Raw genomic sequence first — 22,601 nt, forward strand, 5'->3', positions numbered from 1 at the left:
TTTAGAAGAATCTTTTAAAATAATTGATAAAAAAGAGGCTGAAAAATTTAAAAGATTAAGATATGAACTTTATAATTTGGAAAAAGAAATTTTAAATATTACTCCATCTCAATTCTCATAAGATACATATCTTCACCACTTAATACCTCCAAATCTACACCTTTACAATTTGTACATTCAAAAATCAAAGATTTATGGTCTAACTCATTTATACTATTGCACTCTTTACATTTAACTTTTAATGGATCTATTATCATTTCAAAAGTAGCTTCTTCGCACACAGTTCCTTTTTTGAAAGTATTAAAGGCACTCTCAAGTAAATAAGGCTCCACTCCACTTAAAACTCCAATCTTAACTACTACTTTTATAACTTTTTTACCTCTATTTTTTTTAACATTATCCTCTATAATATCTAAAAGACTTTGAACAATAGAATATTCATGCATTTTTTCTCCTATGTTTTGCAAGACGAAGCGGTGTTTGTAATGGACAAATTTTATAAACAAAATCGTGTCTAAGCCTATGAAATAAACTTTTTGAATTCCAAAACTCAGGATACATTTTTTCTAACTCATTTTCTATACATCTATTAATTAATATTTCCTCTTTTTCCAAGCAATCTCGTTTTTTATCAAGTAACTCATAAAATTTATCATCTTGCGCTAAGTTTATTGCAAAAGATTCTATTTCTGCGAAATCTTCATATATCATATCGATTAAACCGATATTTTTTGCCTCTTTTGCATTAATTGGTAAGGCTTCATCTAAAAGCTTTTGTGCTATCTCTTTTCCAACTCTTTTTGGCAAAGTGTATGTATGATATTCACTACCACTAAGTCCTATTGTTTTATAGTGAGGGTTAAGTACTGTACCTTTTTTAGCAAAAACGATATCGCATGCAAGTCCTAAAAAGACACCTCCAGCTCCTGCATTTGCACGAAATGCCGTAATGGTTAGGATATCATCACTAAAAAGAATTGTTTTAATGAGATTATTCATAGCATTGATATTGCTCCAGCCATCTTCTCCTTTTTTTTTGCTATCTTCTAAAATCGTCAAGTGAATTCCATTACTAAAAAACTGCTCACCACCCATCAAAACTAAAATATCAACCTCTTCTCTAAGTGTCTCTATCGCATATTTAAGTCTAATGCATTGCTGGCTACTCATAGCACCATTATAAAAATCAAATGCTAAAAAACCTACATTTTCTTTTTTATAAAAGGTTATCTCTTTAAATGTTGGCAAATCTGGATCAACATACAAAGAGATTCGCTCCTCTTTTATCCCTTTGAGTCTTTCTTTTAACACATAGGTTGAAGGGAGTTTGATTTGACGTACTCTATTTTTAATCTCTGTCATCTGCTGTATCCAAACTGCTCCATCAATAGTTTTAACCAAAACTGCTCCATCTCGTTTTGCTAAGATCTCTTTTGGTTTTACCTCTTTTTTTTCAAGCCCGGTTTGCTCTTTTACTGCTCCAAAAAGATAGACTTCACAATCAAAAAAATGATCCTTTACACCAGGATAGTTATCTGAAGCGTTTATTTTTTGTATGACTGTTACTGTGCTGTCTTTGTTCCACTCAATTGCTCTTACATTTTGCGTCACTTTTGGATGCAAAGGCTTTTTTGGATTTGCTAAAGGCTCTTGCTTATGTTTTATCTCTTCAATCAACTCATCTATCAGCTTAATTGCCAAATCACTTACTACCGTTCGATAGAGATACCCTTTGGTAATATTTTTAGATAAAGAAAAGTTTCTATATGCCCATATAGATCCCGCATCAAACTCCTCATCTGCTTCCAAAATAGATACACCCCACTCTTTTAAATTATTTAATATAGCATTATCGAGTGCATAGGCTCCTCTATCCCCAAATGGACCTGGATGTATGATAAAAGTTGGATATTTTGTATGAATCTCTTTTGGGATTTTTTTTGTAAGATATGTAGCCAATATAATATCAGGTTTGAAAAGATTTGCTCCTTCTATCATTATTTCTTCATTGATAGCATACTCAACACTTACATCATAACCCTCTTCTTTCAAATAACAAAAAACTTTTTGTGTCAAGGTATTAAAAGTATTGCATAGTAAAAGCACTTTTAGCATATTCTTGGCAAAATCTCCCCTGTTGGCATATCTAAAAACCGTGTTGTTCCCCACTCGCTTTGTAAAATGACACGACCAGGATAAGAATCACTCACTTCTCCAACAATCGCAGCATAAGGATTATGTTTTTGTAAAATATTTTGAGCTCTCTTTGCATCTTTTGAATCAACCACAAGTATAAATGTTCCTTCATTTGCTAAAACAAATGGTTCAAACCCAAGTATCTCACAAATCCCTTTAACACCTTCATCCACACTAAATTTACTCTCTTTTATTTCCATTGTCATGTTTGTTACCATTGCCCACTCATTTAAAACTGCAGCCACACCTCCCCTTGTAGCATCTCGCATTGCCTTTATTTTAAGATTAGCTTCTATAAGTTCTTCTACAATTGGCCATAGGGATTTACAATCGCTTTGAATGGTGTTTGTAAGTTCTATTCCTTCACGTCCTGCAAATATGGTAGCTCCATGTCTTGCAATATCACCACTTACTAAAAGTGCATCTCCTACTTCAATGTTTTCTTGAGACGATTGAATAACTCTTTCACCAATGGCAGAAATATTTATATAAACTCCATCACAGCTTCCCTTAGGTACCACTTTTGTATCGCCTGTCACAATTGCAGCACTATTCACACTAAGCTCATTTTTCATACTTCTCACTATCTTTTCTAAATCACGAAGCAAAAACCCCTCTTCTATAATAAATGAAAGGCTCAAATATTTTGGCTTTGCTCCCATCATAGCCAAATCGTTGCAACTTCCAGCAATTGATAGCTTTCCAATGTCACCACCAGGAAAAAAGATAGGAGAAATAGTAAATGAATCTGTTGTAAAAGCAGGATTTGTCAAAGATGGTAAAGCAGTGGCATCTTCAGCCTTTTGGAGATGTTCATTTTGCAAATGGCGCTGGATCGTTTTTTGGATAAGCTCCATATTTTCTACACCGCCATTTCCCATAGCAAGTGAAACAACCTTTTTCATTGAACCTCCTGCAAAAGATTGCCATACTTATAGTATGCAGCACATGCTCCTTCGCTGCTTACCATACAACTTCCCAGAGGTTTTTGCGGTGTACAGGCAGTGCCAAAGACTTGGCACTCTGTCGGTTTTGCCATTCCCCGCAAAATATCGCCACAGATGCAGAGTTTATGATCCTCAATCTCCTCTTTGGGAAGGTTGTAAAGCTTTTCAGCATCCAAATGTTCATATTCTTTTTTAAGTTTCCATGCACTTTTTGGAATATTTCCAAGCCCTCGCCACTTAAAAAGATCTCTCTTTTCAAAATATTTTTCAATTAAATTTTGAGCATTGATATTTCCATTGCGGTTAACGCTTCTTTTATACTGGATCTCTACTTCATAGCGATTTTCTAAAAACTGACGAACAAGCATCAAAACAGCTTCCATTACATCGACCGGTTCAAATCCAGCAACAACAACAGGTCTATTATATTTTTTAGGAAACTCTTCATAGATTTTGCTTCCAGTAATTACGCTTACATGGCTTGGTCCCAAAAAAGCATCGATTCTATTATTGTAGCTGTCAATATGCTCATCACGACTATCAATCAATTCTCTCATCACTTCTGGAACCGTCACATGATTAATGTGATAAAAAATATTATTTATGTTCTGTTTTAAGGCACTCTCAATGAGTGCAGCTGTCATCGGTGTGGTAGTCTCAAAACCGATAGCAAAAAAGATAATCTTTTTCGTAGGGTTCTCTTTTGCAATCTTTAATACATCCAAAGGGCTATATACAAATCTTACATCTGCCCCTTTGCTTCTTGCATCTTGCAAGCTTCCTTGGCTTCCTGGCACCTTTATCATATCTCCAAGAGTACACAAGATCACATCCTCTTGCATTGCTAAAATATAGGCATGATCAATCCGCTCTTTTGGCATAATGCAAACTGGACATCCAGGGCCATGGATAAAACGGATATTGGATGGCAAAAGTTGTAAAAGGCCATATTTCATAATCGTATGGGTATGCCCCCCGCAAACCTCCATTATGTTTATAGGAAAATCAAGCTTTCTTGCCTCTTTTTGGATCGCTTTTGCAAGAGCTTTGATCGCTTTTGGATCACGAAATTTTTCATAAAAATCTTTAAGTTCCACTGCCATCTCCTGGGCAAATGTCACTCTCATTTATAAGTTGCTCTTTTTCACTCTCCTCCATCTTTTCTATTATATCTTGATATAGGGCAATGGACTCTTTTGCATACTCTTCATCGATTATATTCATCGCATATCCTATATGAATAAGAACAAAATCCCCTACCTTGACTTCATCTGCTATAAAATCGATTCCAACTTCTCTTTGCACACCCAAAGTATCTACAATAGCAGTACATTTTTCTTGATCGATACTTACAACCTTGCTTGGAATTGATAGACACATTAGCGCATCTCCTTTTTAAATGAAATCCATTTTGCAAGCCTTTGGATTGATTCCTCATCCTTTGTAGAGATTTCCAAAATATCTACATTTGGTTTGAGTCTTCTTGCTGTTTCTTTAGCTTTTTGTATATCAAAATCAAAATATGGTAAAAGATCGGTTTTTGTAATGAGAATAAGATCAGCTTGTCTAAACATTACAGGGTATTTTTCTATCTTGTCATCCCCTTCTGGAACACTTACTAAAACGATATTAATATGTGCTCCAACATCATAACTTGCAGGACACACTAAATTGCCAACATTTTCGATAAAACAGACATCAATTTCATCTAATTTAATATGATGCAAACCCTTATGAACCATAAAGGCATCTAAGTGACATGCACTTCCTGTAGTGATTTGGTAAGCCTGTACCCCTTTTGCTCTGATACGATCTGCATCCCTGTTCGTTTCCAAATCTCCTTCAATCACTGCAAATTTAAATCTATCTATTTCGGCTAGCTTCTCTAAAAGCGAAGTCTTACCACTTCCTGGACTACTCATAAGATTGATTGCTAATACTCCTGCTTTGTCAAAATGAGACCTGTTATGCGTTGCTTCATGGTCATTTTTATCAAGTATTTTTGTAATTATTTCTATTGTTTTTGTGTCATTGAGCTGGGGGTTTGTATGAAGCTCATGAGTATGCTCATGATTATCTGTTATGCTGCATCCACAATCTTTGCACATTTTCTCTCCTCCTTAAAAAAACATATTTGTGCCAACAATTAATGAAATTACTCCTGCTGTTGCAAAAGCAAACTGAACATTTTTTTGAGTTTGTAACAGATTTTCATTGACAAGTGATATAAAATATCCAAAAACTAAAAATACAAGCATTACGCCAACTGTAAAACTTGCTACCATCAAAAGATTAACTTCATGATGAGCAATAGCGCTCAGAGTTATGAGCATACCTCGTACACCCCCTATTCCCATAAGAGTACCAACAGTAAGAGCAGAGGTTATCTGTTTTTTTTCACTATGTTCATGAATTTTGCCATACCATATATGGATATGTTTTTTACCATCATGCTCATGCCATCCAACATTAATACGACCACTCAAAGCCATAAAAAGTAAAAAAAGTCCAATTGCTATAATAACACTTGAACTAATATAATCACCCCATGCAAGAATCTCTTCATTAATGTCAATATGTTGTAAAAGTTTTGCAAAAATAAAAAGTGTAACACCGTGCCCTATAGCAAAAGCAAGGGTAATAAGCATCGTTTTCTTTTTACTCTTACCAATACTAAAATCAGTAATGGCTGTTAGGTGATCTGGACCAAAAGCGTGTAAAATACCATACCAAAAGATTAAAAGAAGCGGTAAAGAATCCATAATCTTCCTTTATATGAATAGTTGTTCACTATTATAGTAATATTTGGTAAAATAAAAATAAAAGAAAAAAATAGTTATATAAAAATGGAACCAGATATGAGATGTATTTATTGTAATAATGGGACTTATCTTCTTAAAAATGGCTATAGAAAATGTAAAGTATGTAAAAGAAAATTTAGTCCTCAAAAAATTATTAGAAAACAGAAAATATTGGACTGTTTCTGCAAAAATTTGACTATCAATCAATGTACAAAAGAGAGTAAATATAACTATATTACAATTAAAAATTATTATGAAGATTTTAGAAAAAAGATAGCTTTTTTTATGGAAGAGGAGTATCTCTCTCGTAAAGATATAAAAGCATATGAAGAGTATATCTATTTGGAACACTCAAAAGATCCGAAAAAAGATATTTTTGATGGATATAATTTTTTAACATTCGATTATGGAGGAAAAATCTATAATCTATTGATGCCTAATCTTTATAGATTCAAGCCCTATTTTAGTAAAGATGGATTAAATGAGATATACTATAGGGAATTTAAAAGTTTTTTACGAATCTCTAAAGTGAAAAACAATGTTCACAATAGTCTCATTTACAATTTTTGGAATTATCTAGAAGATTTTATGCCAAAATTTAAGGGAATAAAAAGAGAAAACTTTTTCTATTACCTCAAAGAGGCAGAATTTAAATTCAATTTTGATTGTCAAAAATTAAAGGAAATAGTATGAAAAAAGTTGTTATTATTGGTGGTGGGTATGGAGGGATAAAAGCTTTAGAGGAGTTTGCAAAACTTAAGCAAAATATTGAAGTAACCCTTATTGATCAGCACACTTACCATTACTTACAAACTGAAAGTTATGATTTGGTTACTTCTAAAATCCCTATTCAAGAGACTTTTATCTATCTGCCAACTTTAGTTGCTAGCTTTGGAAAAAATTTTTATTTTGTACATGATGAAGCTGTAACGATAGAGGATAATCAAGTGGTTTGTAAAAAAGACTCCTACCATTTTGATTATTGCATTATAGCAACAGGTAGTGTAACAAAGTTTTTAAAAGGGTTTGAACAAAAGGGAGAGCACTCTTTAGGTGTTAAAAGTCTCCGCGGTGCCATTCATATAAAGCAGTTTTTTGAACAAGAGCTTTTTGCAAGATTAGAGCCACAAAGAGCAAAGAAGTGTTTTAAAGTAATTGTTATTGGTGGGGGCTTGAGTGGAGTAGAGATAGCTGCTGAAATGCGATACTATTTTAACCAATATATCAAAGAAAATGCTCTTAGTTGCGGGAATATTGATATTCAATTAGTTTCTAAGCATATTTTAAAAGGATTAGCCGAAAAAACACGTAATAGAACCATTAAAAGATTGCAATATTTAGGTGTTTCTTTAATACCTCAATATGTTAGCGAAATTAAAGAGCAAGAGGCTATTTTGAGCAATAAAGAAAAAATAGATTTTGATTTTGCCATATTTACTGGAGGAATTGAGCCATCTCCTTTTATAAAAAATCTCTCTTTTAAAAAAGATAAAAGAGGATTTTTGATTGTTGATGAGTATTTAAAAGTCGAAAAAAATATCTTTGCTATAGGTGATGTAGCAGTTTTAAAAGATAAGCAAGGAAACCCTGTTCCTCCAACTGCACAAAGTGCTGAACAAAGTGGAGTAATTGCAGCAAAAAATATCTTGCATACCATTTTAAATAGACCTATGCAAAGAGCCGATATTAAACTTCAAGGACTTGCTATTGCATTAGGTGGTAGATATGCTGTGATTGTAACGCCTTTTGGCTTACAAATTAGTGGTTTTTTGGGTTGGCTTGGAAAAAAAGCGATTGAAAAATGGTATAAAACACCTCTAAAATTCAAAGCAAAACAGGGATTTAAAAAACTAAAACAGTGTAAGGAACATACATGAAAATTCTTTTTGCACCAAGTGAAGCTAAACGCACTGGTGGTGTTCAAAACCATATGCAGTTTTGTTTTAATATCGATAGAGAAGAGATTTTACAAAAGTATGATACCATTATAAAAAGTGGGGATAAAGAGAAAATATTGAAACTTTTTGGTACAAAAGAGCTTTTGGATGTGGATATTTTTAACTCCCCTACCCTCAAAGCAGTACAACGATATACTGGAGTGGCTTATGAGTATCTTGATTATAACTCTCTTCATACTCTATATCAAGAGTTTATCGATGAGCATCTTATAACTTTTTCAAACCTTTTTGGACCATTGTGTGCTAAGGACTTAATTCCATTTTACAAATTAAAATAAACAGAAGCGGTTGATAATATAAAACCAGAAAAAATTTATGCACCATTATGTAAAAATTTGCTTCAAGATGACGAGATTTTAGATTTACGGGCAGGATATTATGAGAAATTTTATAAGCCAAACTTTACTATAAAAATGAAATTTATCAAAAATGGTAAAGTTATCAGTCACTGGGCAAAAACTTATAGAGGAAAAATTCTTCGCCAGATTGCTCAAAATAGAATAGATAGTTTTAAAAAATTAAAAGATTTTAGCTTTGAAGGATTAAATCTAAAAGAGATTATCAGTAAAAAAAATGAAGAGATTTGGGTAATGGAAATAGAAAATAATCAATAATATTTTCATAATTTTTTGAGTGCATACCAAAGCTGCCCCAAACTAATCCCACCATCATTGATTGGAGTTTGCGTTGGAAAGAAGTAAGTGATTCTGTTTTGTTGTAGTTTTTTAATACTATTTTCAAGCAGTGTTTTGTTTTGAAAAACACCACCAGTAAGTATAACTGGAAGTTTATTTTGTTTTGCAGTCTCTATAATAATGGTAGTAAGCGTATTTAAAAATTTTGTTGGAATATTTTCTTTTTTATCTTTTAGAAGCGCTTCAAAATCGATATCAATTACTCCATTATTTATATAAAAATCATACCTATCCTCTCCGCCTCTGTACGCTTTTTCTACCAAAAGTCCGGTATAGCCTTCATACTCTTGGTATTTGCAAAGTTCTGAAATATAGGCTATAGCATCAAAAAGTCTTCCAACAGAACTTGTTTCAAAACAGTTGATATTTTTTTCATAAGCAAGATTGAAAAGTTTATCTTCTACTTCAAAACCATATTTTTTTAATAGACTCCAAGCAATAAATTTAATATTTTTAATTGCTTTTTCTCCGCCAGCAATTTTTAGATAGTCAAAATGGTATTTTCTCTCATCACCTACAAATATCTCCCCACCCCATACTTTTCCATCATCACCATATCCTGTTCCATCCCAGCTAAATCCAAGAAATTCCTCATATGAGAGTGCATGATTAGTTAGTTCCATCTCTGCTTTTGCAGCATAAATGTGAGCAAGATGATGTTGCACTTGAATAGTTTGAAATCCTGAGGATTTAGCATATTGTGTTGTCTCATACTTTGGATGCTTATCGCAAACTATCACCTCTGGTGTAAAATCATACATTTTTTTGAAATCTTCAATCACTTGCATAAAATATTCATAACTTTGAATATTTTTAATATCTCCTATATGAGGTGATAGGATGACACTGTTTGCAAAACTTAGCGCAATTGTGTTTTTTTGCCTCGCACCAACTGCTAAGATAGCAGGTAGTTGTTTAGAAATATAAAAACTTTTTGGAGCATATCCTCTACTAAGTCTATAAAATAGCGGCTTTTTATCTGCACTGACTAGGACACTATCATCGCAACTGCGAACAATTTCTCTGTTGTAATATAAAACTTTTTGCGTAAATTTTTTAATATTTTTTTCATCTTTTATAATTGGTTCATCTGATATGTTTGCACTTGTTACCACTAAAGGGGAATCAATCAAAGAAAAGAGCAGATAATAAATTGGTGAATATGGTAAAAAAACCCCTAACCTATCAATATCCGGCGCCACATCTTCAAAATACTCTTTTGATTTTACAATAACAATAGGAGATTCTTTTGATAAAATAAGTTTTTCTTCATATTCATTAAGTTTACAGACCTCTTTTATTTTATCTATTGAGGGAAACATCATTGCAAAAGGTTTTTTGGGTCTTCTTTTGATTTGTCGTAGCTTGTAAGCAGATTTAGGTACACATACAAGATGATATCCACCTAATCCTTTTATAGCAACAATCTTGCCATTTTGAATATCTTTTGCTACTGCTTTAACTGCTTCATATCCTTGTAGTTCACCATAAAAAAGCTTTGGTCCACATCTATTACATCCAATTGGTTGAGCATGGAAAAAGCGGCTATTTGGGTCATTGTACTCCCTTTGACACTCTTTACACATAGGAAAATTTTCCATTGATGTATTTTCTCTATCATAAGGAAGATCTTTTATAATAGTATAGCGAGGTCCACAGTTTGTACAATTGATGAGAGGGTAATGGTATCGTCTACTCTTGGAATCAAAAAGATCATTTAAACACTCATCACATATAGATATATCTGGAGATAAAAATGTCTCCTTCTTTCCAACTTTACTATCTATAATAGTAAAATCTTCAAAGTTTTGAATTGGAGTATCTTCTATGCTCAATGAAAATATTTTTGCTAAAGGGGGAAGTTTTGATTTTAGATACTCTATAAAAAGTTGCTCCTGTTCCCCCTCCACTACAATCTCTACGCCATCGCTACAGTTTCGAATGAATCCTTTGAGATTTAGTTCATTAGCAAGTTTATATACAAAGGGACGAAAGCCCACACCCTGGATAATCCCTTTAACAAATATTCTCATTACACTCCCAATAAAGCATTTTCTTTATCTATTGGATACTCAATATTGACTTTTGTCATCGGTGCATTTCTTACAAACCTACTAAAAAAGGCACTATTTGCGATATATGCTCCACATAGAACAATATACTTAGCTTTTGATTCTCTCAAGATTGAGACAGCTTGAGAGCTTAAAAAATCACCCAAAGACTCAAAAATAGAATATGCTAACAGTTTTGAATCAGCTTCGGCTAAAACAAAACTCATAATAGAAGCGTAAAAACTTGAATAATCAAAACCGTTTTCTACCACTCTACAATCAATACTAACACCTCCTTTACCTCCAAATTCAAGACTAAATCTATTGAAAGCTTCAAAATCTCTATCAAATCCAATAACTCTTGCAGCCTTTAAAAGAAAATCTCTCTCTTCTTCAAAAGCTGCCCATCTTTTTGGATATTTTTTTTGAAACTGTTCTACAACTTTTCTTTTTGGCTCAAAAATGATTTTCCCAAATTCAAAAACCTCTTTAGTTACTTGCTTTTTATAAAAAAACTTGACTTTACTTGAAAAATAGACTCCAACAGTTGGCTCTATTATGGTATGCTCTTTTAAAACACTTTCAAAAGCAGCTCTTGATAGATCTTGCACTCTTATATGAGAATGCTCAATTGGCTCTTCTTTAAATACTATGATGGAGTCTGTTTCTACATTATCAAAATGCTCTACTTTATCAATGATGCCATTGTACATTAAAAAGGAGTCTAAAAGAGCTGTTTTAGAACTATCACAATATTTTGGAAAAAGGGATTCACTTTCGGGGCGAAAAAAGGAATATTGCTTATTGATAAAATATTTTGGTGCTTTATAAAATTCTATTGGAAGTTCAAAATCAATAAATATATCAGCCTCTTCTTTCTCATCAAAATAGCAGTAGTCTTCATTGAGTGATGCCATAAGAAGCGTTGTAAAACCGTCCCATACACCAACAGCTTCAACAATTTCACCACTATTTGATGTAAGATAAAGATGAGGTCTTTCAATACTAAAAAGGGTTCTTTTTTCCATTGGTAGTATCAAAAATGTATCATTTAAGCGATTAATAAGCACAAAGCTTTGTATATCTTTTTCCAAATAGAATCGCTTATATCCTCTAAACGTTTTTATACGAACCGATTTGCCATTCTTTATAGCATTGGCTGCAATATCAAATATCTGTTTATAATCCTCTTTTTCATTGGCAAATAAAACTTTTGAGCCCTTTTTGTCAGTTAGTTTCAAAGGAATATTACACTCTATGCAGGTAATGAGTGGATAGTTTTTTCGAAAAGGATTTGATTTAAGCTCTTCTTGACATTTACTACAAGGTTTGAAAAAGTTCATCAATGTATTGGAACGCATAAATGGATAGTGTACCACAAAACTACTCTGACAGCCACATGAGTTACAGCTGGTAAATGGATAGTAATATCTTCTTGAACTTGGATCTAACATCTCTTTAATGCAATTTGGGCATAAAGAGATTGATGATGGAATATATTCAATATGTGATAAAGATGGGAACTCGTCACTTACTTGAACCTGTTTGAAAAATAGTGAGTTGTAGAGATGCTCATCTAAAGCTTTTGTAAACTCTTCAATATTTTCATCAAATGATACATAAATAAATGGAAATTTTACATCTATCTTTATAGAAGTGTTGGTTAGCTCTGCAATTACTTGAATACGTTGTAAAAAATATGTGGTATGGGAATAAAACTCAAACTGCAATGTCATTTATATCTTTCATTGAAGGGTTTGCATACTTTTGGATAATTTTGTCTAACATTACATCATCTTTTTTCCTATACCCAATACCACTCTTTTGCAACTCCTTCAAAAGGGTTTGAATATAATCTTTGAAAGATTGTTTCATAGCATCTGTAAGCCCTATTCCAACACTTTCAATATCCTTTGGAACTATTCCAATGATGTTTACTTTGGCTATTGATTCAAGCATACTGCAAATCTCAAGCATCTCAACCACTTCAACTTCATGTGCAGTTTTTCTATACTCTCCAAGCCCAAGCAAAACCTCACTTGGTAGGTTATATACTGAGCCTGGAGCATCTTCTATAGAGACTGTATCTAAAATTATTACTTTATCATATTCTTGATAATATCGCATCAGTTTAAAGCCCAATGTTCCGCCATCGATAATATCTATATTTTTATCAAAACTGTAATTACTCTCTAAATACTTTGACGCATATACCCCAATTCCTTCATCCATAAATAAAATATTACCTATTCCTATAATAGCTGTTTTCAACTCAACCTCTCTTAAATTTATATCCACCAAATACAATAGCGATATCTCCTTCTCTCCAAAAGATAGTTCGCCATACTACATAATAGATATGAAACATTATCCATACAAGAATGATATACATTGTTAGATGATGGACATATCGCACATCCATTTTAGTTCCTCCACAAACAGGCACTGTCCAATCAGTTGCTACATGTAATATCCATGGCCACCAAGAACCTATACTACTCATCCCAGACTCTAAACCATGAACATAAAGTTGCAATCCTGTTAAAAGCATCCAGGCCAAAAGCAGGTGAAATATAGTAAAAAAGACAACATGAAAACTATCTTCATGGCTGCTATCAAATCTTTTCACACGGTTGAGAGTAATTAAATTGATAAAAACCTCCCAAAACTCTTTGATATTTTTGGCATTTGGTATGAGCTTTTTAACAGGTTTTTCAAATCTGCTAAAAAAGTAAAGATATGCTATGACAATAGAGCTTACATCAAAAATAATTGCTGCATAAAAATGGATCCATCGATTCCAAGCCATCACATACTTTTGTACCGCCGGTTCATTTATAAGCGTTTGATAATATGGATGACCAATATAAAACCCAGTTACAACAGCTGCAACCATACACAAAGCAACCACCCAGTGATTAAGACGCATAAAGAGTGTCATTCGCTTTACTTTTTGATACTTTTTCATTTCAGCCCCCTTAAATTGAGCAAGAGGTATTTACTTTAAACTCACCTAAATTTTTTCCTTTTGTATCCACTATATGCACTGCACATGCGATACATGGGTCAAAACTGTGTATTGTTCGTAAAATCTCCAAAGGCTCTTCAGGTTTTGCCACTTTTGTACCAACAAGACTTGCTTCATAGGCACCCATTCTATTTTTATAATCTCTTGGTGCTGCATTCCATGTAGATGGTACAACTGCTTGATAATTTTCAACTTTGCCATCTGTAATTTTTACCCAATGTCCCAATGCTCCTCTTGGAGCCTCTTCAAGTCCATAGCCTTGTGCGTTTTTACTTACATAATCAAAATCAAATTCCGTCCATGTTGACAGATCTCCTGCTGCGACATTGGCTGCAAGCTCATCTACCCAATCAAAAAGCATATCAGCCATAAGTTCTGTTTCAATTGCCCTTGCCGCAGTTCTACCAACGGTTGAAAAGAGTACTTTTGCAGGCAGGTTTGCATTTTTCAAAAATCTGTTCACATAGTCGCTAATTCGTTTATCACCTTTTATATATCCTACAACCATTCTTGCAAGAGGTCCAACCTCAACTCTTGTGTCGTCATAGATTGGCGATTTAATCCAAGAGTATTTTCCTTTGGTATCAAGATAGGCAATACCATCTTCTTTTTTACCAAATCCTGTGTAGTTCGGAATAGTTTGTCCATCAAATGGATGAAGTGGCTTATCTCCATTATACCAAGAATGTGTTACATCTTCTGCCACTTTTTCTTGATCAAACTCTTGATATTTTCCATCGATTACAAGTCCACTTGGGAAAAGAAGCTCAGATTTGTAAAATCCATTATCTTGAAGTCTAAATCCACCATAAGATAGATAGTTTTTTAGACCTGCTCCCGTACCATCGAGCGCCTCATCTCCATACATAGTTCCAGCCATATAGATATCAGGCAGATATGCTCCTTTGATAAATCGTGTAAAGCCTTTTAAAAGATCTTTATATAGAGCAATTCTTGCTGGATTTTTTATATCTTGAACACAGGTTACACCACCAACAACTATGCTTTGTGGATGTGGATTTTTCCCTCCAAAAATAGCCATCATTTTTGCTGCATCACGTTGTAAATCAAGGGCTTGAAGATAGTGTGTCACTGCAAGCAAGTTTTGCTCAGGAGTTAGTTTATAGTGTGGATTTCCCCAGTATCCTTTTGCAAAAAGACCTAATCGACCTTGCTTGACAAATTTCTTTAGGCGATCTTGCACCTCTTTAAATTTTACACTATCTGCAACATATGGAGTTGTTCCAGCCACATTTGCCCATTTTTTTGCTTCATCTACTGTCTTTGCTGGATCAGCTTCCAAAGCTTTTGTGATATCTACCCAATCAAGTGCATGAAGATGATAAAAATGTACAACATGATCATGTACATAGAGTGCCCCTTGTATGAGGTTTCTCACAAGCCTTGCATTTTTTGGAATTGTCACACCAAAAGCATGCTCAACCGCCTCAATACTTCTTTGATAGTGGGTTCCTGTGCACACACCACAAATTCTCATTGCAAGCAGACCACAGTCTCTTGGATCACGCCCCTTTAAAATCTCTTCAATACCTCGAAACATCGTTGAAGAGCTGTAAGCATCTACGATAGTGTTGTTTTCATCGATGACTGCTTCTATACGCAAATGCCCCTCTATTCTGGTAATAGGATCAACAACTATATGTTTTGTACTCATTCTTTATCTCCTTCACTTTTCTTTCCAGCAACTACACTTGCCGCAGCATGAATTGCAATGCCTACACCAGCAGCAGTTAATAGTCCTAATCCAAACTCATCCACACTCTTTTCAACTCCGCCATCTGGAGCCATTTTGATATTTGCATCTGCCATAGGTCTTTCATATGCATATTTATCCCAAAATCCAGGCTCACTACATCCAATACATCCATGCCCTGAGCCAATTGGCCAGTTGACAGCTTCGTTATAGCGTACAATTGAGCAGTTGTTAAATGTCATAGGACCTTTACATCCCATCTTATAAAGGCAGAAGTTGTTTTTCGCACCTTCATCGCCCCACTCTTCTACAAACTCACCCGCATCAAAGTGTGCTCTTCTTTCACAATTATCGTGGATTCTATATCCAAAAGCAAATTTTGGTCGAAGAAGCGAATCAAGCTCTGGAATTTGTCCAGTAAGAACATAATGTAAAATAACTCCAACCATATTTGCAGGATTTGCCGGACATGCTGGAATATTAATAATTGGTTTATTATTAACAACATCCATAACACCCACTGCACCAGTTGGATTTGGAGCAGCGGCTGGAACACCACCAAATGTTGCACATGTTCCAACTGCTACTATTGCTGCTGCATCTTTGGCAACTCTTTTTAGATGCTCTTCAAAAGTTTCACCACTTGCCCCGATCGTACACCACTCTCTTCCTGTACCTACTGGAATAGCACCTTCTACAAATAATAAATACTTTCCTTTAAAATGCTCAATCGCATCTTCAAGCTGCGCTTCTGCTTGATGTCCAGCTGCAGCCATAAGAGTCTCTTGAAATTCCAGAGAAATGATTTCTAAAATAATCTCATCCACTTTTGGTCCATCACTTCTAATAAAAGCTTCCGAGTTTCCTGCACAATCTTGCAGCTCTATCCAAATTACTGGAACTCTTGTCATCAGTTCAGCAGCTTCTGCTACAAGAGGGGTAAAAGAGCTAGGAAGCATCAGCATCGCTGTAGTTGCACTAGCCCACTTTAAAAAGTCTCTTCTAGAAACTCCTTCATCTTCTAAAATCTCTTTAATGGAGATTTTACGAAGCGGCTCAATTTTTTTAAGCTCTTCGAGCCTCGCTTTACACTCTTTATAAAGTCTTGTATAGTAGGCTTCACCTCTGTTTGTATCAACTCTGGCACTCTTGGTTGTAAAGAGCGAGCGAAGGTGTTCTCTATTCATAACCTCTCCTTTGATTGAATACTCATTCAATAATTTTAGCTAATATTACTTACAAATTACTTATGTATCACGCAAAATCTATGGTTTCTTATATATTTTTGGAACTAATGTGTAGTGCATACAGAGCAGATATCAAAACTTCTAAAAATGAGTTCTGCCAATTGTTTATCTCTAAGCCCTCTAATTGCTTTTCTTGCAACACCTGGCTCTTTTTTTGTACCTTGTAAAAGATTCCATTGTGTTGGGGTAATAATTTGATATTTATCAATTTTTCTATCTTTAATCCAAATACGATGCAGTAATGAACCTCTTGCAGCTTCTACAATACCTTCCCCATAGCCATCATTTATTTGTGATGATATATATGAGGGTTCTTCTAAACTGATAGTATCTAATAAATATTCAATTTTTTTCAAAATTATATCTATCTCAACTATACGTGCTGAAACTCTTGTAATCAATGCATCTTTATATCGTCTATGCAGTTGCATTACTAAAGGGTGGCGAATTACTATCATCCTTGCTAATGGCCCAGTTTCATACATTTTTCCACGATACTTTATTGCATTATTGTTCTCTTCAATATATTTTGTAGAAATACTTTTTTTCACAGTTTTTAAAATTTTTACAGAATCTACATAGGCACTCTTTCCAAAAACCACATACCTATCATAACTTTGTCCTACTTTACCAAATTTTAATAAGTAGCGAAAAACATCTCCAAAATCACTCTGTTCATTTTTCATATTATTTATATCAAAAGGCTCACATAAAAGATTTGATCTAATAATATCTTTTACATACTCAAGATAATTTTTTGCTTTATATATCTCTATATAAGACGGATCACATGTTACTCCACCTGGAAGCATATAGGAACTGTGTGGATATTGTCCACCAAAAAGAGCAATAATTTTGTTTACTGCCACAATTGCAGGTTGTATTGTTAAAAATTTTGTATCTAAACCTACAAAAGGAACGATTACTAAATAAAACCATTTAAGATGATTTTGCACAACCTCACAAAGGGTTGTAATCTCTCGAATAATTTTTGCTTTTTTGGGAGGAACTATTTTAAATGCATCCTCTAAAGCTTCTGCAGTGGCTCGCAAGTGTGCATGACCACAAATTCCACAAATTCTTGGATTAATCACAAGTGCATCAAGGGGATCTTTCCCAACAAGAAGTTTTTCAAATCCACGGTAATGTTCAAATTTAATCTCTACATCTTCTATAATATCTTTATCCCAGAAATAGTGTAGATATACTTCTCCTTCTACTTTTTGTAAAATATCAATCTTCATTAAAAATTCTCTTATTAAGTCTTGGAATATAAAAACTCTTTGCTATTCCAGTAAGAGTTAGATATGCTCTTTTTGGTACTCCTAATGGCATCTTTGCAGGTATACCCATATGTGTTTTTGTTTTAAATAGATTATTAGTAGGAAAAGAAGGCTCAGTACATCCAAAACATGGAGTTCCAATACGTGTTTTTGAGCTTACTCCATTCCACAAAATCTTATTACAGCTTCCATGTGTAAATGGTGCTTGGCATCCTTGTTCATAAAAAAGGCACCCCTCTTTAGTTCCAAAACTCTTGGCATCTATTTTCCATTCAAAATATTCATTACGTATGCACCCACTATGTACTGTATATGCATAAATCTCTTTTGGTCTTTGGAAATTATCAATACGAATAGATTCACCCTTTTGTATAATATTTATTGCAAAAGATATCCATTCTGGATGAGCAGGACAACCTGGAATATTGATAATATTTAGTGAATCTATTTGACGATCTTTGGCAAAATTAATTCCTCTTTCTCCCAAAATTCCACCATACACTGCACAACTTCCAACAGCTATAATATGTTTTGCTCTATTTTTTAATCTATTAAAAATCTCAATAAAGGAGCATCTTCCTCTATTAATATTGCCATAGGCTCCTTCTACTATCAATAGATCAAAATTATCCTCAAAATAACAGAGATCTTCTATTGATAGTTTAGAAGGTAAAAGAGGATGATATAGAAACTCTATCTGCTTAATAAATGATGAAAGCTGTTCATAATGTAAAAAAGAGTGTGTGTTTCCATTACAAGTAATACCTTGTAACCAGATAGTTTTAACCATTCTTTAAAGCTCTATAGATGTTATTGGCAATATCTTGTTGATAGTATGAAAGTTCATTAGGAAGCATTCCCTCTTCTTTCAAAAAAGCCATACCACCTAAATATCCCATAAAAAGACCAAAAGCACAAAAAAAATCCTGATTTTTAAGCTCACCTTTGCTTACTCCCTCCTCAAAAAGTACCATTATCTCAGTCACAAATGGGCTTACACATATCATTCCTTCACAACCATTTTTAAATATTTCCTTATGTGATAGGTAAATGCGCAAAAAATATTGAATCAATTCAGAACGTTTCTGTGCTATTTCAAAATAAAAAGCAACAATCTGCTCTATTTTCTCTTTTGTACTGATAGGCTTAAGATTTATCTGACGTATTTGATTTCCCAAAATTTTAGAGATATAGAGCATAAGTTCTTTAGCAAGCGCATCTTTGGATGAAAAGTAGTTATATAAATTTCCAACACTCATACCTATCTCTTTGGCAATATCAGATATAGTAATTTCATAATAACCCTTCTTTGCAAAAAGCTGCAGGGCTGTATCCATGATTTCTATCTTTCTTTGCTCCTTTTTAATCTCTTTTTTCATATATTTATACTCCTTTATACTCCCTCGATTCTAAACTTTGAAATAATCTATTCACTACTCCTCAAAAAACTCTTCATTCTCACTATTAACAATAAAACTTGTTTCAGCACTTTCATTAGTATCTAAATCTTTTACCTCAACAATCCATTTTCCATTTTCTCTACCAGGAAGGTATCTATAATCATAAACTGAACCATAATATGGGGGAATTTCAAAAACTCTTTTTCTATCATCTTTACCAGATGGAGAGTGCCAATGAAAAAGCACTCTTTTACCATTTTCATTATCAGATCTATCAATAAAATATTTACAATATATTCTCTCATACTCTATGGTACATTTTACTTCTTGAGAATAAACAACTGTAAATATTAAAAATATAAAAATAAAAATTTTCATTTTTTATTCCATAAAAAAACTACTTCAAATTCCAAGTATTTATAGGGATAATTATCTATAAGAAATTTCATCTCTTTATAAGAGAGTCTTTTTCTTCCAGAACTTACTCCACTTTTTTTAATATATCGAAACATTTCTAAACTATTTTTAAAAAAAAGTCTATACCTTTTTATCTCATAGTTTATCAAAAAATATTTTTGAGACAAAGAAAGAATCTCTTCTAAACTATAAATAGGAGATTTTATATTTACTATTTTATGAATTGTTTCAAATGTTTTATCTGTAAAAATAGCAAAAATAAAATCTTTATTTAATTTTGAAATCTCTTTAAATGTAAAATCAAGATCTTGACTCCATTGCAGTGAAGAAGAAGCAATAATTAAATCAAATCTCTCTTTTTTCAAGATATCAAAACAGCTATTTGTGGAAAAATCGCATAATAATTTTTTTACTTTAAAATCTGGATGCAGATTTAGCATCTCTTTTGAAGAATCAACTGCAATAAAATTATCAAAATCCCAGTTTATATTTTTATATACCTCTCCACTGCCAGCACCTAAATCAAGAATTTTTTTTGGCTTTGAATCTATTTTTGATATAAGATGTTTTGCTACTTTTGTTTGAATTATTTTATATTTTTGATACGTTTTTGCAAAGCGGGAAAACTCTTTTGATGGATTCATATTAAGGGCACCTTATAAAATTACCTCTATTTTTAACCAAATTATAAAATAATTTAGGTATAATTGGCTTAAATTTTTCAGATTAGAGGATTTATTAATGTTACAGGTATTGTTTATATTACAAATAATTTTAGCAATAGTTTTAACTATTATAATTTTATTACAAAAAAGCTCTTCTATTGGACTTGGAGCATATAGCGGAAGTAATGAATCTCTTTTTGGAGCAAAAGGCCCTCAAGGATTTTTGGCAAAACTTACATTTATATTAGGTACTCTATTTATTATAAATACTATAGCTTTAGGATATATGTACAATAAAGAGCATAACAAATCTTTAATTGACGAAGTAAAAGTTAAAGAAGAAAAAAAGATTATTCCTGAAGTTCCAATCAAAAAAGAGACAAACGAAGTGCCTGCAGCCCCAAAAAACAAATAGGAAAATGTTTTGGAATGTCATAGGAGGAAAAAACTTTTTTATATAATTTTCCTCTATCTCTTTTTTTCATTCATAAACTTATCCCCTTTCATTTTAAAAGCTGATGCCCATATTTTCGTATATCATAGATTTGGAGATGAAAGATATCCTTCAACAAATACTTCAATAGAAGAACTAAAAAGAGAGTTTGAATATTTTAAAAAAAATAATTACAAAATAGTTTCATTAAAAAAACTTGTAAAATCAATAAAAAATAAAAAAGAGATACCAGATAATTGGATTGTTTTAACAATTGATGATGGATATAAAAGTTTTTATAAAAATGCTCTTTGGCTATTTAAAAAATATAACTATCCTTTTACTCTTTTTGTCTCTACAAAACCCACTGAAGAAAAATGGAAAGATTTTATGAGTTGGGATGAGATTAAAGAGTGTGAAAAATATGGTGAAATTGCCCTTCATTCGCATTCTCATCCGCATCTTACACATTTAAGTGATAGTAAGATTAAAAAAGATACAAAAACTTCTATAACTATTTTTGAAAAAAATTTGGGTTATATGCCAAAATATTACGCTTATCCTTATGGGGAGTATGATGATAGAGTGAAAAAGATTATAAAAAGTTTTGGATTTGAAGCTATATGTAATCAAAATATCGGTGCAATAAATAAAGATAGTGATATTTATGATTTAGATAGAATAGCTTTGGTTGGAGAGATTAAAAATTTAAACTTTTTTCTAAAACTAAAACATTTAAATGCATTATGGATTGAGCCAAAAAATTATCCAAAAAATGGTGTTTTAAATAAAATAAAAGTAAGAATTTTTGAAAACGTTAAAAAAGCACAAATTTATGTGACAGATTATGGCTGGAAATGGGTTAAAGTAAATAATGGATTAATAGAAGAAAATCTAAACTATAAACTAAAAAAGAGTAGAGTTAGAGTTATTATAAAGGTAAAAAATAGTAAAATTAATACGAAGATTTTGGTTAAATAGTTAGTAGTTGAGTGGTTAAGAGATTGAGTTGTTTAGTGGTTTTATGGCTAAGTTGTTGAATTGGCTAAAAACTACTCAACTATTTTAACTTTTTAACAACTCAACAAAAAAATCCACTTAACCATTTTAACCATTTTAACTAATTTACAAATAAGGAGTAAAGATGGAGTTACAAGAAATTTATGATTATGCAAGAGACCATATGCAAAAATCTCTTGAAGTATTAAAAAAAGATTTTAATACCTTAAGAACTGGTCGTGTCACTACAGCAGTAGTAGAAAATATTAAAGTTGATTATTATGGAACACCAACACCTTTAAATCAAGCTGCAAGTGTTGTTGCTACTGATGCTACAACTATTGTAATCTCTCCATGGGACAAATCTTTACTTGGAGAAATAGAAAGAGCTATTCAAGAAGCAAATATAGGGGTAAATCCAAATAATGATGGAGAGCAGATAAAACTCTTTTTTCCACCAATGACAGTGGAGCAAAGAGAAGCTGAAGCAAAAAAGGCTAAACAGTTTGGTGAAAAAGCAAAAATTGCAATTAGAAATGTAAGACGCGATGCAAATGATAAAATCAAAAAGCTATTTAAAGAGAAATTAATAACTGAAGATGAAGAGAAAAAAGCGCTTGAAGAGATACAAAAAATAACTGATGAATTTGTTAAAAAAGTTGATGATTTAGTCAAGGCAAAAGAACAAGAGATTATGAAAGTTTAGTCATTAGTCATTGGACATTAGTAATTAGTAACTGGTTTATTGGTTAATAGAGTTAAGAATT

General features: G+C 32.7%; 24 protein-coding genes and 1 pseudogene (1 of these 25 only partly in view). 7 read left to right on the forward strand and 18 right to left on the reverse strand.

Features of this window, described 5'->3' with window-relative positions; genetic code table 11:
* Nucleotides 1–121 carry the final stretch of a thiamine-phosphate pyrophosphorylase gene (locus tag QML81_RS03020; protein WP_281951716.1) on the forward strand. The gene continues 311 nt to the left of window position 1, outside the view, so the window shows 121 of its 432 coding nt (coding positions 312–432); its start codon lies beyond the left edge, outside the window; the stop codon is at nucleotides 119–121.
* Here the strand turns inward: QML81_RS03020 and hypA are convergent.
* From hypA to QML81_RS03055, 7 genes are read right to left on the reverse strand one after another with little or no spacing between them, the layout of a single operon-like run.
* Nucleotides 99–446: a hydrogenase maturation nickel metallochaperone HypA gene (hypA, locus tag QML81_RS03025; protein WP_281951717.1), complete on the reverse strand. Its 348-nt coding sequence runs from the start codon at nucleotides 444–446 to the stop codon at nucleotides 99–101. The genes QML81_RS03020 and hypA overlap by 23 nt on opposite strands.
* Nucleotides 439–2,115 carry a hydrogenase maturation protein gene (locus tag QML81_RS03030; protein WP_281951718.1) on the reverse strand — a complete coding sequence of 559 codons (1,677 nt, stop codon included), beginning with the start codon at nucleotides 2,113–2,115 and terminating at the stop codon, nucleotides 439–441. Before QML81_RS03030 ends, hypA begins: the two co-directional genes overlap by 8 nt.
* The gene (hypE, locus tag QML81_RS03035) at nucleotides 2,109–3,101 is read right to left on the reverse strand and encodes a hydrogenase expression/formation protein HypE (RefSeq protein ID WP_281951719.1); all 993 of its coding nucleotides are present in this window, start codon (nucleotides 3,099–3,101) and stop codon (nucleotides 2,109–2,111) included. The genes QML81_RS03030 and hypE overlap by 7 nt, the downstream gene beginning before the upstream one ends.
* On the reverse strand, nucleotides 3,098–4,246 hold the full coding sequence (hypD, locus tag QML81_RS03040; protein ID WP_281952032.1) for a hydrogenase formation protein HypD: 1,149 nt from the start codon (nucleotides 4,244–4,246) through the stop codon (nucleotides 3,098–3,100). Before hypD ends, hypE begins: the two co-directional genes overlap by 4 nt.
* Nucleotides 4,230–4,523, reverse strand: coding sequence for a HypC/HybG/HupF family hydrogenase formation chaperone (locus QML81_RS03045; protein WP_281951720.1), 294 nt, complete (start codon nucleotides 4,521–4,523; stop codon nucleotides 4,230–4,232). The genes hypD and QML81_RS03045 overlap by 17 nt, the downstream gene beginning before the upstream one ends.
* On the reverse strand, nucleotides 4,523–5,251 hold the full coding sequence (gene hypB, locus QML81_RS03050) for a hydrogenase nickel incorporation protein HypB (RefSeq protein WP_281951721.1): 729 nt from the start codon (nucleotides 5,249–5,251) through the stop codon (nucleotides 4,523–4,525). The genes QML81_RS03045 and hypB overlap by 1 nt, the downstream gene beginning before the upstream one ends.
* Nucleotides 5,252–5,263: 12 nt before the next feature.
* Nucleotides 5,264–5,905 (reverse strand): hypothetical protein, encoded by a 642-nt coding sequence (locus QML81_RS03055; protein ID WP_281951722.1) that lies wholly within the window; start codon nucleotides 5,903–5,905, stop codon nucleotides 5,264–5,266.
* Between the two features lie 96 nt (nucleotides 5,906–6,001).
* Between QML81_RS03055 and QML81_RS03060 the strand changes: the two genes are divergently transcribed.
* From QML81_RS03060 to QML81_RS03070, 3 genes and pseudogenes are all read left to right on the forward strand, one after another.
* Nucleotides 6,002–6,637, forward strand: coding sequence for a hypothetical protein (locus QML81_RS03060; RefSeq protein ID WP_281951723.1), 636 nt, complete (start codon nucleotides 6,002–6,004; stop codon nucleotides 6,635–6,637).
* The gene (locus QML81_RS03065) at nucleotides 6,634–7,821 is read left to right on the forward strand and encodes an NAD(P)/FAD-dependent oxidoreductase (protein ID WP_281951724.1); all 1,188 of its coding nucleotides are present in this window, start codon (nucleotides 6,634–6,636) and stop codon (nucleotides 7,819–7,821) included. Before QML81_RS03060 ends, QML81_RS03065 begins: the two co-directional genes overlap by 4 nt.
* A 53-nt stretch (nucleotides 7,822–7,874) precedes the next feature.
* A pseudogene (locus tag QML81_RS03070) lies at nucleotides 7,875–8,516 on the forward strand (YaaA family protein).
* A gap of 5 nt (nucleotides 8,517–8,521) precedes the next feature.
* On the opposite strand, the gene hypF reads toward QML81_RS03070, so the two are convergent.
* From hypF to QML81_RS03125, 11 genes are all read right to left on the reverse strand, one after another.
* A complete protein-coding gene (gene hypF, locus QML81_RS03075; RefSeq protein WP_281951725.1) occupies nucleotides 8,522–10,630 on the reverse strand; it encodes a carbamoyltransferase HypF in 2,109 nt (702 codons plus the stop codon).
* On the reverse strand, nucleotides 10,630–12,384 hold the full coding sequence (locus tag QML81_RS03080) for a carbamoyltransferase HypF (protein WP_281951726.1): 1,755 nt from the start codon (nucleotides 12,382–12,384) through the stop codon (nucleotides 10,630–10,632). The genes hypF and QML81_RS03080 overlap by 1 nt, the downstream gene beginning before the upstream one ends.
* Nucleotides 12,368–12,919 (reverse strand): HyaD/HybD family hydrogenase maturation endopeptidase, encoded by a 552-nt coding sequence (locus QML81_RS03085; RefSeq protein ID WP_345741157.1) that lies wholly within the window; start codon nucleotides 12,917–12,919, stop codon nucleotides 12,368–12,370. Before QML81_RS03085 ends, QML81_RS03080 begins: the two co-directional genes overlap by 17 nt.
* Nucleotide 12,920: 1 nt before the next feature.
* Nucleotides 12,921–13,616, reverse strand: a complete 696-nt coding sequence (locus QML81_RS03090; protein ID WP_281951727.1) for a cytochrome b/b6 domain-containing protein — start codon at nucleotides 13,614–13,616, stop codon at nucleotides 12,921–12,923.
* 10 nt (nucleotides 13,617–13,626) lie between these two features.
* Nucleotides 13,627–15,351 (reverse strand): nickel-dependent hydrogenase large subunit, encoded by a 1,725-nt coding sequence (locus QML81_RS03095; protein ID WP_281951728.1) that lies wholly within the window; start codon nucleotides 15,349–15,351, stop codon nucleotides 13,627–13,629.
* Nucleotides 15,348–16,577, reverse strand: a complete 1,230-nt coding sequence (locus QML81_RS03100; protein ID WP_281951729.1) for a hydrogenase small subunit — start codon at nucleotides 16,575–16,577, stop codon at nucleotides 15,348–15,350. Before QML81_RS03100 ends, QML81_RS03095 begins: the two co-directional genes overlap by 4 nt.
* Nucleotides 16,578–16,681: 104 nt before the next feature.
* Nucleotides 16,682–17,881: a nickel-dependent hydrogenase large subunit gene (locus QML81_RS03105; protein WP_281951730.1), complete on the reverse strand. Its 1,200-nt coding sequence runs from the start codon at nucleotides 17,879–17,881 to the stop codon at nucleotides 16,682–16,684.
* Complete coding sequence (locus tag QML81_RS03110) at nucleotides 17,871–18,710, reverse strand: NADH-quinone oxidoreductase subunit B family protein (protein WP_281951731.1); 840 nt, start codon at nucleotides 18,708–18,710, stop codon at nucleotides 17,871–17,873. The genes QML81_RS03105 and QML81_RS03110 overlap by 11 nt, the downstream gene beginning before the upstream one ends.
* Nucleotides 18,703–19,299 carry a TetR/AcrR family transcriptional regulator gene (locus tag QML81_RS03115; RefSeq protein ID WP_281951732.1) on the reverse strand — a complete coding sequence of 199 codons (597 nt, stop codon included), beginning with the start codon at nucleotides 19,297–19,299 and terminating at the stop codon, nucleotides 18,703–18,705. The genes QML81_RS03110 and QML81_RS03115 overlap by 8 nt, the downstream gene beginning before the upstream one ends.
* Before the next feature lie 54 nt (nucleotides 19,300–19,353).
* On the reverse strand, nucleotides 19,354–19,698 hold the full coding sequence (locus QML81_RS03120; protein WP_281951733.1) for a hypothetical protein: 345 nt from the start codon (nucleotides 19,696–19,698) through the stop codon (nucleotides 19,354–19,356).
* Nucleotides 19,695–20,381 carry a methyltransferase domain-containing protein gene (locus QML81_RS03125; protein ID WP_281951734.1) on the reverse strand — a complete coding sequence of 229 codons (687 nt, stop codon included), beginning with the start codon at nucleotides 20,379–20,381 and terminating at the stop codon, nucleotides 19,695–19,697. Before QML81_RS03125 ends, QML81_RS03120 begins: the two co-directional genes overlap by 4 nt.
* 97 nt (nucleotides 20,382–20,478) lie before the next feature.
* Between QML81_RS03125 and secG the strand changes: the two genes are divergently transcribed.
* From secG to frr, 3 genes are all read left to right on the forward strand, one after another.
* The gene (secG, locus tag QML81_RS03130) at nucleotides 20,479–20,817 is read left to right on the forward strand and encodes a preprotein translocase subunit SecG (RefSeq protein WP_281951735.1); all 339 of its coding nucleotides are present in this window, start codon (nucleotides 20,479–20,481) and stop codon (nucleotides 20,815–20,817) included.
* Nucleotides 20,818–20,826: 9 nt separating this feature from the next.
* Nucleotides 20,827–21,816, forward strand: coding sequence for a polysaccharide deacetylase family protein (locus QML81_RS03135; protein ID WP_281951736.1), 990 nt, complete (start codon nucleotides 20,827–20,829; stop codon nucleotides 21,814–21,816).
* A 163-nt stretch (nucleotides 21,817–21,979) separates the two neighbouring features.
* Nucleotides 21,980–22,540: a ribosome recycling factor gene (gene frr / locus QML81_RS03140; RefSeq protein ID WP_281951737.1), complete on the forward strand. Its 561-nt coding sequence runs from the start codon at nucleotides 21,980–21,982 to the stop codon at nucleotides 22,538–22,540.
* Nucleotides 22,541–22,601: the final 61 nt, after the last annotated feature.

This window comes from Nitrosophilus kaiyonis (assembly GCF_027943725.1).
Lineage (GTDB): Bacteria > Campylobacterota > Campylobacteria > Campylobacterales > Nitratiruptoraceae > Nitrosophilus_A > Nitrosophilus_A kaiyonis.

Excerpts from the sequence above, each read along its gene's own strand:
- hypA (WP_281951717.1), bottom strand. The coding sequence starts at position 446 with ATGCATGAATATTCTATTGTTCAAAGTCTTTTAGATATTATAGAGGAT.
- QML81_RS03030 (WP_281951718.1), bottom strand. The coding sequence starts at position 2,115 with ATGCTAAAAGTGCTTTTACTATGCAATACTTTTAATACCTTGACACAA.
- hypE (WP_281951719.1), bottom strand. The coding sequence starts at position 3,101 with ATGAAAAAGGTTGTTTCACTTGCTATGGGAAATGGCGGTGTAGAAAAT.
- hypD (WP_281952032.1), bottom strand. The coding sequence starts at position 4,246 with ATGGCAGTGGAACTTAAAGATTTTTATGAAAAATTTCGTGATCCAAAA.
- QML81_RS03045 (WP_281951720.1), bottom strand. The coding sequence starts at position 4,523 with ATGTGTCTATCAATTCCAAGCAAGGTTGTAAGTATCGATCAAGAAAAA.
- hypB (WP_281951721.1), bottom strand. The coding sequence starts at position 5,251 with ATGTGCAAAGATTGTGGATGCAGCATAACAGATAATCATGAGCATACT.
- QML81_RS03055 (WP_281951722.1), bottom strand. The coding sequence starts at position 5,905 with ATGGATTCTTTACCGCTTCTTTTAATCTTTTGGTATGGTATTTTACAC.
- QML81_RS03060 (WP_281951723.1), top strand. The coding sequence starts at position 6,002 with ATGAGATGTATTTATTGTAATAATGGGACTTATCTTCTTAAAAATGGC.
- QML81_RS03065 (WP_281951724.1), top strand. The coding sequence starts at position 6,634 with ATGAAAAAAGTTGTTATTATTGGTGGTGGGTATGGAGGGATAAAAGCT.
- hypF (WP_281951725.1), bottom strand. The coding sequence starts at position 10,630 with ATGAGAATATTTGTTAAAGGGATTATCCAGGGTGTGGGCTTTCGTCCC.
- QML81_RS03080 (WP_281951726.1), bottom strand. The coding sequence starts at position 12,384 with ATGACATTGCAGTTTGAGTTTTATTCCCATACCACATATTTTTTACAA.
- QML81_RS03090 (WP_281951727.1), bottom strand. The coding sequence starts at position 13,616 with ATGAAAAAGTATCAAAAAGTAAAGCGAATGACACTCTTTATGCGTCTT.
- QML81_RS03095 (WP_281951728.1), bottom strand. The coding sequence starts at position 15,351 with ATGAGTACAAAACATATAGTTGTTGATCCTATTACCAGAATAGAGGGG.
- QML81_RS03100 (WP_281951729.1), bottom strand. The coding sequence starts at position 16,577 with ATGAATAGAGAACACCTTCGCTCGCTCTTTACAACCAAGAGTGCCAGA.
- QML81_RS03105 (WP_281951730.1), bottom strand. The coding sequence starts at position 17,881 with ATGAAGATTGATATTTTACAAAAAGTAGAAGGAGAAGTATATCTACAC.
- QML81_RS03110 (WP_281951731.1), bottom strand. The coding sequence starts at position 18,710 with ATGGTTAAAACTATCTGGTTACAAGGTATTACTTGTAATGGAAACACA.
- QML81_RS03115 (WP_281951732.1), bottom strand. The coding sequence starts at position 19,299 with ATGAAAAAAGAGATTAAAAAGGAGCAAAGAAAGATAGAAATCATGGAT.
- QML81_RS03120 (WP_281951733.1), bottom strand. The coding sequence starts at position 19,698 with ATGAAAATTTTTATTTTTATATTTTTAATATTTACAGTTGTTTATTCT.
- QML81_RS03125 (WP_281951734.1), bottom strand. The coding sequence starts at position 20,381 with ATGAATCCATCAAAAGAGTTTTCCCGCTTTGCAAAAACGTATCAAAAA.
- secG (WP_281951735.1), top strand. The coding sequence starts at position 20,479 with ATGTTACAGGTATTGTTTATATTACAAATAATTTTAGCAATAGTTTTA.
- frr (WP_281951737.1), top strand. The coding sequence starts at position 21,980 with ATGGAGTTACAAGAAATTTATGATTATGCAAGAGACCATATGCAAAAA.